This window comes from Dysgonomonas termitidis (assembly GCF_042654545.1).
Lineage (GTDB): Bacteria > Bacteroidota > Bacteroidia > Bacteroidales > Dysgonomonadaceae > Dysgonomonas > Dysgonomonas termitidis.
This window is the reverse complement of sequence record NZ_JBHSGN010000022.1, coordinates 1-8,882: the sequence shown is the minus strand read 5'-3', so window position 1 is coordinate 8,882 and position 8,882 is coordinate 1. Positions and strand designations below refer to the sequence as shown.

The 8,882-nt window shown below is 49.0% G+C and carries 1 protein-coding gene; it reads left to right on the top strand.

From position 1 onward, the window contains the following. Window positions 1–8,882: helicase-related protein (locus ACFO6W_RS02945; protein ID WP_379993835.1), on the top strand; the 8,882-nt coding region annotated here is incomplete at both ends.

Genomic DNA, 8,882 nt, shown 5'->3' with positions numbered 1-8,882 from the left:
CGCGCCATACGGCAAACATATGACAGATCGGCTGACAGCCTGAATAAGTATTTCGGGGAGGATGCACCGCAGGCTGCGCTTGCTTTCAATAAGCTGGTGGATAACAGCAGTGAGGAGGAACTCAAACAGGAACTCCTTTCCGTGGTCGGGGATGAGCGGCTGGATGATAACGGGAAAAGGGCCATTGTAGAATATGTGACTGCCTGTTCCGCCTATTCGGGAATGAATAAAGCCAAGCAGGAAGATATACAGCAGGCAGAACAACAAATGGCCTGGCTGGCAGATGAAAATATCAACCTGCAGATGAATGCCGTTGTATCCGCTGTTATCGCAGGCAACGGGAATCCGGTACAGGTTACCGGCGGGAACATCGTACAGCGTGAGGACGGGAGCATAGACAGTGAAGCATCGGACAAGCAGATATTTTATGTGGATGCGGAAGGGAACAAACAGGTAACATCTATTGACTTTATTGAAAGCATAGGGGAAAATATCCCGGCGCAGGATGCCATCGCCCAATTAATAGAGATGGAAACGGCAAATATCATATCCCGACAGGAGAATGAGGAAGTAAGGGAGTACCAGCCCGGAGAAACGGTAACGGCGGATGTAGCGGGTAACGGTATAACATTTACAGGAGAGGTAACAGGTATAACCCAAAGCGGCAACTATATCATCGTAAGCCCGGTTACAGGAGAGCAGGTAGAAGCAGAACCCCGTCATATCATCAACCAGGACAATATACAGGGCGTGGAAAACGGCTCGCTGGTCGAATACAGGAACGAGAGAGGCGAAAGGGTACAGGGCACTGTCAACGATGCTTACGGCCTGCGTCCGCAGGGTATGATGGACATCGACGGGAATGGTGTGCCTGTTGCCGGTATTATAGGACTGGTAAGTCAGTTAACGGTTAACAGTAAACAGTTAACACAGGAATCTGACAATTTGCAGGCAACTACCCCTGAAAGTGCAGACAACCTGCAAGCAACAGGGCAGCAAAATAAGGATATACCGGCAGGAGAACAAGACAATTTAACACCAGCAGGACAGATACCGAAGGATGAGAAAGGCAACCTGTTATTCGAACAGGCTCCCGTTGAGGCAACTATCGGGGCATTGAGCGAAGTATATAATGATACAGCCGAATTGTCGGGTGTTGTGGATGCTACTATCGGCAATATCCGGAAGCAGATAGATAAGGCTAAGGCTCCCAAACCTACCGGTGATATAAACAAGGATATTGCCGGTAAGCGTGCTGCCAATCAGCAGTTGGAAGAACTGAACAACCGCCTGTCGTATTGGGAAGAGGTCAGAAAAGCTATACAGGAGAGCAAACCTCTCAGGCAGCAAATAACCGAACAGTTGACAAATGTATCGAATGATAATAATATAAGTTTTAATGAGCCGGAGAATAATGAAAAGAGGGTTGAACTGGGAGACAGCATATTTACCCCTGATAATTCATCTGTACCGGATGAAACAGCCGGAGACGAAGCAGAAAAATCTTCCCCTGCATTCGGAGCTAATAACAAACTCGTATCCACCGAAAGATATGAAGAGCTAAAAAAGCGGATGCGCGATAAGCTGAACAACCTGAATATAGGTATCGACCCGGAGTTATTTGCCATCGGCGCGGAAATGGCGGTATATAATATTGAAGCGGGCGCACGGAAGTTTGCAGATTTTGCGGGCCGGATGATAGATGACCTGGGCGACAATATCCGTCCCTACCTGAAAGCATTCTACGAAGGAGCCCGGCAAATGCCCGGTATGGAAACCATCCGGGAAGAAATGGATAGTTTTCAAATTGTAAACTCCTTCGATGTGGATAGCATCAGAACTGGAGAAGAAGCATCCCCAATAAACCGGGAAGAAATCGAATCATTTGCCGGAGTTTTAGCTAATGACATACTATCCCGGCCAGAGAGCCTTGAAAAATATTTCAATAATGACAGGCAGAAGCAGGACATTGTCTTCGACAGCCTGTTCGGTTCAGCCATGCTGAACCACCGGAAAGAGCATGTCTCTGCCTATAAACAGTTTGTAGAGCATGAAGAGTTTAGCCGGGAGCTAAAAAACAAAGTAAAATCACTGTTAAATGAATACGGACAACGAAGAAAAAACGAAAAACCCGTTACAGGAAACGCGGAAACTATTGTCAGAGAGCTGAATAATCATTACCTTAGAAGCGGTTTAGACACCGAAAAAGAGCAGGAGGAAGCAGCAGGGCATCCGGCTGAAAGTGAACAACGGCTTACTCCTGCTTTTGACGAGGAAAAACCAATAAACGGAACGGATATATTAACCGGCGGTGACGATTTTATAAAGAACCATATTGTCACCGGAACTATAGCTAAAACAGATGTACAAACCAGACAGGACAGTAACAAGAATAATACTGGAAGATTACCAGACCGTATGCGCCAAAGCGCGGGTGGAATGGATGATCGTGCACCAGCCGGAGGAACTGTACCGGATGATGCAGGACGATACGCTGAAAGACTTCCTGAACAAGATCGGACAGGACGGGATGAGGGCGGAGAGGCAGATGATAAACAGCGGGATGAGTCCGGAGGAAGCCGAGTACCTGGCCATCAACAGGGTGGGACTGCCCTACGACCTGACGGAGATGGAAGAACCGGAACCGGAGGGCGAACCGCTGAGCCACGAAAAGACACGGGAAGTGGAGGAATACCTGGGGATCATCCTGTATTAAACCGTAACAATTTCAGGACCGGTGATAAGGACAACATCGTTCCTAAAGGCGCAGTATCAAAGATAAGGGCCAATATAAAGGCCATCGGGCTGCTCAAGAAGCTCGAAGAAGAAGGCAGGGATGCCACGGACAATGAAAAACAGATACTTTCCCAATACTCCGGCTGGGGCGGCCTGGCCGAAGTTTTAAATACCACACGCAAAGGGGAATCCTCCTGGCGGGAAAAATACGGAGAATACCACGACCGGATTATAAGTTTACTAACTCCCGAAGAATTTACGGCAGCCGAAAACTCGACCATCAACGCCCACTATACCAGCGGCGGCATTATCGCTGAAATGTGGAAGCTGGCGGAAAGGCTGGGCTTTAAAGGCGGCAGGGTCTTGGAGCCCGCCCTGGGTACGGGAAACTTTTTCGGCCTGATGCCGGAGCATATTTCCTCAAAATCATCGCTCAGGGCCTATGAACTGGACAGCATCACAGGCCGGATAGCCGCTAAATTATATCCCGATGCCCGGATACAGGTAAAAGGCTATGAAGAATCGAAAGACCGGGATACAGACCTTATCATCACGAATGTCCCTTTCGGACAGAAGGCCCCCTATGACAGCGCGAACAGGGATATCTGCGACTTTTCACTGCATAACTACTTTATCGCAAAGGGTATAAAGCAGCTTGCGCCGGGAGGCCTGGGGCTTTTTATCACCTCGAAAAGCACGATGGACAGCGCGGCCTCGGCAAAATTACGGGAATGGGTGACAACCAAAGGCTATGCCGACCTGATAGGAGCAATCCGCCTGCCGAATACCGCCTTTTCTGAAAATGCCGGGACGGAAGTAACAACCGACATCCTTGTATTCAGGAAAAGGGACAGTGAAAAGCCAGGCCGTTATGCAAAGGATTTCCGGTTTACCAACGATATCAAAGAGGTAAAGATGCGGGACGGCTCGCCGACCGTAATAGAAGCGAACGAATACTTTGCGCAGAACCCGGATATGATGCTGGGGGAATTAAAGCTGGCCTATGAAGACAACAAGGGAGGCCTGTACTCCGGCGACGATGTGACACTGGCTCCGCACAGGGGGCAGGACTTAATCAAAGCCCTGGATGAAGCCATCCGGTCTTTTCCTGCCGGTATCTCGGATATCGAAAACGCAAACTTCAATGAAAAAGCAGAATCGGGAGAAAAGGAGGGCACAATGGTCGACAGGGACGGCCATATCTATGAGGTAATAGACGGGGAACTGTCCGTACCCGGATGGATCAATGAGAATACCACAACTGTCCGCAATAAAAAAGTACCCAGGGTGAAAGTCGCCCGGCATTACCTGCGGATAAAGGATATAGCAGGTAAGCTGATAGATGCCGAAAGGGAAGACAAGGACAACATCGAAGAACTGAGGGCGGAACTTAACCGGGAATATGACAGTTTCTACAATGAATACGGCAGGTTCAATGATAACATAAAACTCCGCTTCCTGGTCGATACCGATGTCGAATACAATACGGTATTTGCATTGGAGAAAGTAAAAAGAATCAAGGAAGTAGACAGCCAGGGAAATGAAAAAACTATAACGGATATAGGGAAAGCGGATATATTCAGTAAACGCATCCTGTTTCCGGTACGGGAACCCGTCCAGGCAGATAATATAGCGGATGCCCTTGAAATCTCGCTTTCATACAGGGGATCGCTCGACCTGAACTATATAGCCGGATTAACGGGCTTATCCGCTGATGAGGCAAAAGAGAAACTAAGGGATGAGGGGCTGGCCTTTACCAATCCATCCACAAGCCTGCTGGAAGACAGGGACAGCTACCTGTCGGGTTATGTGCGCAGCAAATACTACGAGGCGCTGGAAGCAGCCCGGACAGAGCCGGAGTTTGAGCGGAACGTAAAGGCGCTGGAGCCTGTCATACCGAAGGATATCCCCGGAACGCAGATAAAGATACGTTTAGGCTCCACATTCATTCCGGATAAATACTATGAGGAGTTTGCCAGGGAGAAGCTGAAAGCAGATGCTAAAATCGCTTACCGTCCGGAATTGAACAAGTATGTCGTACAGTTAAATTCCGGCAGGGACAGTGCGGAGAACAAAACGACCTACGGGACATCGTATTTCTCCGGTATCCAGTTGATTGAAAAAGGGCTGAACCTGAAACAGCCTGTCGCTTTCGATATATTCTACGAAGGCGGGCAGCCCAAAAGGATAAAGAACCAGGAAAAGACCGCCGAAGCCCAGGCGATGCTTTCATCCATAGCCGACCTGTTTGTCAATTACATCTACGACAATGAGCAGGCCATGTCCGAAATCGAGCGGGTATATAACGACAAGTACAACGACTATGTCGAAAAATCCTACTCTGTACCCGGTATCGTGCATTATCCGGGCGCGAATAAGGACATTACATTAAGGCAGCACCAGAAAAGGGCGGTATCCAGGGGACTGAGGGACTCCGTACTGCTGGCACACCAGGTAGGCACGGGCAAGACCTTTACCAAGATCACCATTGCAATGGAGATGCGCAGGCTGGGAATAGCAAAAAAACCAATGATAGCCGTACAGAATGCGACCCTTGAACAGTATGTCGCTTCTTTCAGGGCCCTGTATCCGGGCGCAAATATCCTTGCCCCGACAAAAAAGATGATGGACGCGAAGAACCGCACGCGCCTGTTCTCCCTGATCGCTTACGGTGATTACGACGCGGTTATCATCCCCCATTCCTTCCTGTATATGATACCCGATGACCCGCAACGGCAACGGGATTACCTGAACGAGCAGATTGCGGAGCTGCAAAACGTACTGTCCGACGTAAACGAAGACCAGGACAGGGTATTGCATGAAGAGCTTACCCGGAAAATAGAGCAGTTGCAGGAATCGCTCGATGAGATAGACAATCCGGGTAAGGAGAAAAAAAGTAAAAAGGGAAAGAAAGTAAAGGACAAGGCCAAAAAGCAACTGGGAGTAGTCCGCCGGATAACACGGCAGGCAGACCGCAGGACAGACAATGTCCTGACCTTTGAGAAAATGGGCGTGGACGCCCTGATAGTCGATGAAGCCCACAACTTCAAGCGTCTGGGGCTGATTACGAAAATGGGCAGCGTCAAGGGAATAGATACAAGCGGAAGTAAAAGGGCCTACGGCGTCTATATGAAAGTCCGCTATATCCATGAACGCACGGGAGGGAAGAATATCGTATTCGCCACAGGCACGCCGATCACCAATACAATGGCCGAAGCCTGGACGATGATGCGGTATATAGAGCCCGATGTGCTGGAGAAATACGATATCGGGTCGTTCGACCGCTTCGCCACCACCTTCGGGAGCGTCGAGCCCTCCCTTGAATTTACGGCTACCGGGAACTTTAAGGTGGTAGACCGCTTCAAGTCCTTTATCAATGCGCCGGAACTGTTTACGGCCTTCCGGGTAAAAGCCGATGTTGTCCTGACGGAGGATATACCGGAGTTTAAGGAAGGCAATACCATCCCTAAGCTGAAAGGCGGCAGCTTTACACAGGTAATCGTTCCACAGAGTAGCTTGCTGGTAGAGGTCATGAACCAACTGAAGGACAAGATGAAGTGGTGGGAGAACCTTAGTCCGAGGGAAAAGAAGAAAAACAGGAGTGTGCCGATAGTCGTATTCGGGAGGGCTAAGCAGGCGGCTATCGACCTGCGGCTTATCAATCCGGCCCTGCCCGACGATCCGGAAAGCAAAACGAACCGGGTCATCGCCGAAGTAAAACGCATATATGATGCCAGCAGTCACTACAGGGGTACGCAACTGATATTTTCCGACCTGTTCCAGTCCTCCGCGAAAATACCCGGCAAACGCTTCAACCTCTATGAAGACATAAAGGAAAAGCTGGTTGCCTTGGGCATACCGGAGCATGAGGTCGCCATCATCCACGACTATGACGAAAAGAACAGGGAAAAGCTGTTCGAGCGGGTGAACGAGGGCCTGGTACGCATCGTTATCGGCAATACCGAGAAAATGGGTGTCGGTGTGAATATGCAGAAACGGGCCGTAGCCCTCCACCACATCGACGCGCCTGCCAGGCCGATGGACTTCGAGCAGCGAAACGGCAGGATACTCAGGCAGGGCAACCTCCATGCACAGATGGGCATCCCTGTCGAGGTGCTGACCTACGGCGTGGAGAAGACGCTGGATGCGACGGCCTATCAACGCCTGGCTATCAAGCAGTCCTTTATCAACCAGGTGATGAAAGGCGACAGCCTGGACAGGGAGATATCGGACGAGGCGGAAGAAGACAGCCCGTCGGACATGGATTTTATGCAGATGATGGCGGTGTTATCCGGCAGCAAGTATGCGCAGCTCCATTTCCTGAAATCGGCGGAGCTGAAAAAGCTGGAGACGGCGGAAAGGAACCATTTGAGGCGGCAGGTGGAAATCAACAAGCAAATAAAGGATTATACGGTTTATAAGGAATACAGGGAGGTGGAACTGGAAACCCTGAACCGGGTAAAATCACTGCTGGATACTTATTTCCCCGAAGGAAAGATCACATCGGTCACCATAAACGGTAAAAAACAGGACGAAAAATTAGCGGTAGCCATCGACGAAGCAATAAACGACTATAAAAAAACCTTTGTATCCGCCCTGAAAACACATATGGAGATGCCTGCCCTGGAAGTCAGGTTCAACAGCTATCCCCAGGCGATGGAACTGGATTATATCGACCTGATAAACGACAACTTCCGGTATTTCTATAAAACGGGCGATTATGCCATGAAAGGTATGATACAGACCGGGGCAGGCCTGTTGAACTCCCTGCGCAGCAGGATCGCTAATATCCCCGGTGAAATACAGGAGGCAAAAGATAAGATAGGGTTTTACGGAACGAATATCCCCGTACTGAAATCGGAACTGCTGAAACCCTTCGACAAGGGGGAAAAACTTGAACACTTACGGAAAGAAATAGCGGAGATAGCGGAGAAGATGAAAGCCGAAGTGGTTACAGACAAAAAAGAAGCATCCGCAACAGGAAGAACCATCGACAGCAGCATGATCGACCTGGAGGCGACGGAAGAAGGGGAAGACGGCGAAGTGGTAAGTTACGGTAATGAAGGAGAGAAGGCGAACGGTACGGATTACAGGTCAAATGAAGAGGACGGGGAGGAAGATGAGGAAACGGAAGACACAGTATATCCCGGAGAAGAAAAGGATGTCAATAATACGGATATTGAAGAAACACAGGAGGGTATTATAGATACTGTAAGCCCGTACAAACATACCCAAACGGGACAGCTATTCTATTTAGCCAGGATAAAGGCACAGGTTCCGGCCCCGGTATTTTCAGGCCTGAAGGACAAGGCAAAAAGCCTTAACGGTTCATGGAGCCGCTTTGCAAAAGGATTTCTTTTTGAGGATGAAAGCAAAGCGAATGAGTTCAGGAACAGGGCTAATAGCAGTGGGGATATAAGAAGGCAGGCTTTATCTTCCGGTAGCTTCCGGAGTATCACTGCTGAAAGGTTCGGCAGATTGATTGATAAGTTAAACCGGACAGGTTTAGCCGTCGATGTGGTATCAGATGAGGATATAAGAAACAATCCAGAGATAAAGGACACACAGGGCAATGTCTACGGCTATGTAACCCCGGATGGCGTCATTCACCTGGATGTTACCCGGATGAACGCCAATACGCCTGTACATGAATTCGGACATTTGTGGAACTCTTTTATAAAAGAAAACAATCCTGAATTGTGGAAAAAGGGGGTGGAACTGATAAAAGAATCGGATTACTGGCAACGTGTAAATGATATTCCTGCTTATAAAAATCTATCAGAGGAAGCCAAAGTTGATGAGGCTCTTGCAATGGCTATCGGCGATAAGGGAGAATCGGTATTTCATAAGCAAAATGACCTGTCGTTATACATGCGTGTAAAAGGCTGGCTGTATGATGTGTGGAGCACTATATCGAAGAAGCTGGGCATATCTCCTGGTAAGCGTCAGGTAACTATTGAGGATATGTCCTTATCTGATTTTACAGACAGGGCTGTCAGGGATTTGTTCGGAGGGGAAAGATTGGTTGATAATCCTGTACAATCAGAAGAAACAAGAATGCAGTCGGTTAACGACATAGCCACTGCTACCAATTCTGCCATGACAGCAGCGGCACGCCGCCAACTGGACGGCAGGCTAAAGAATTT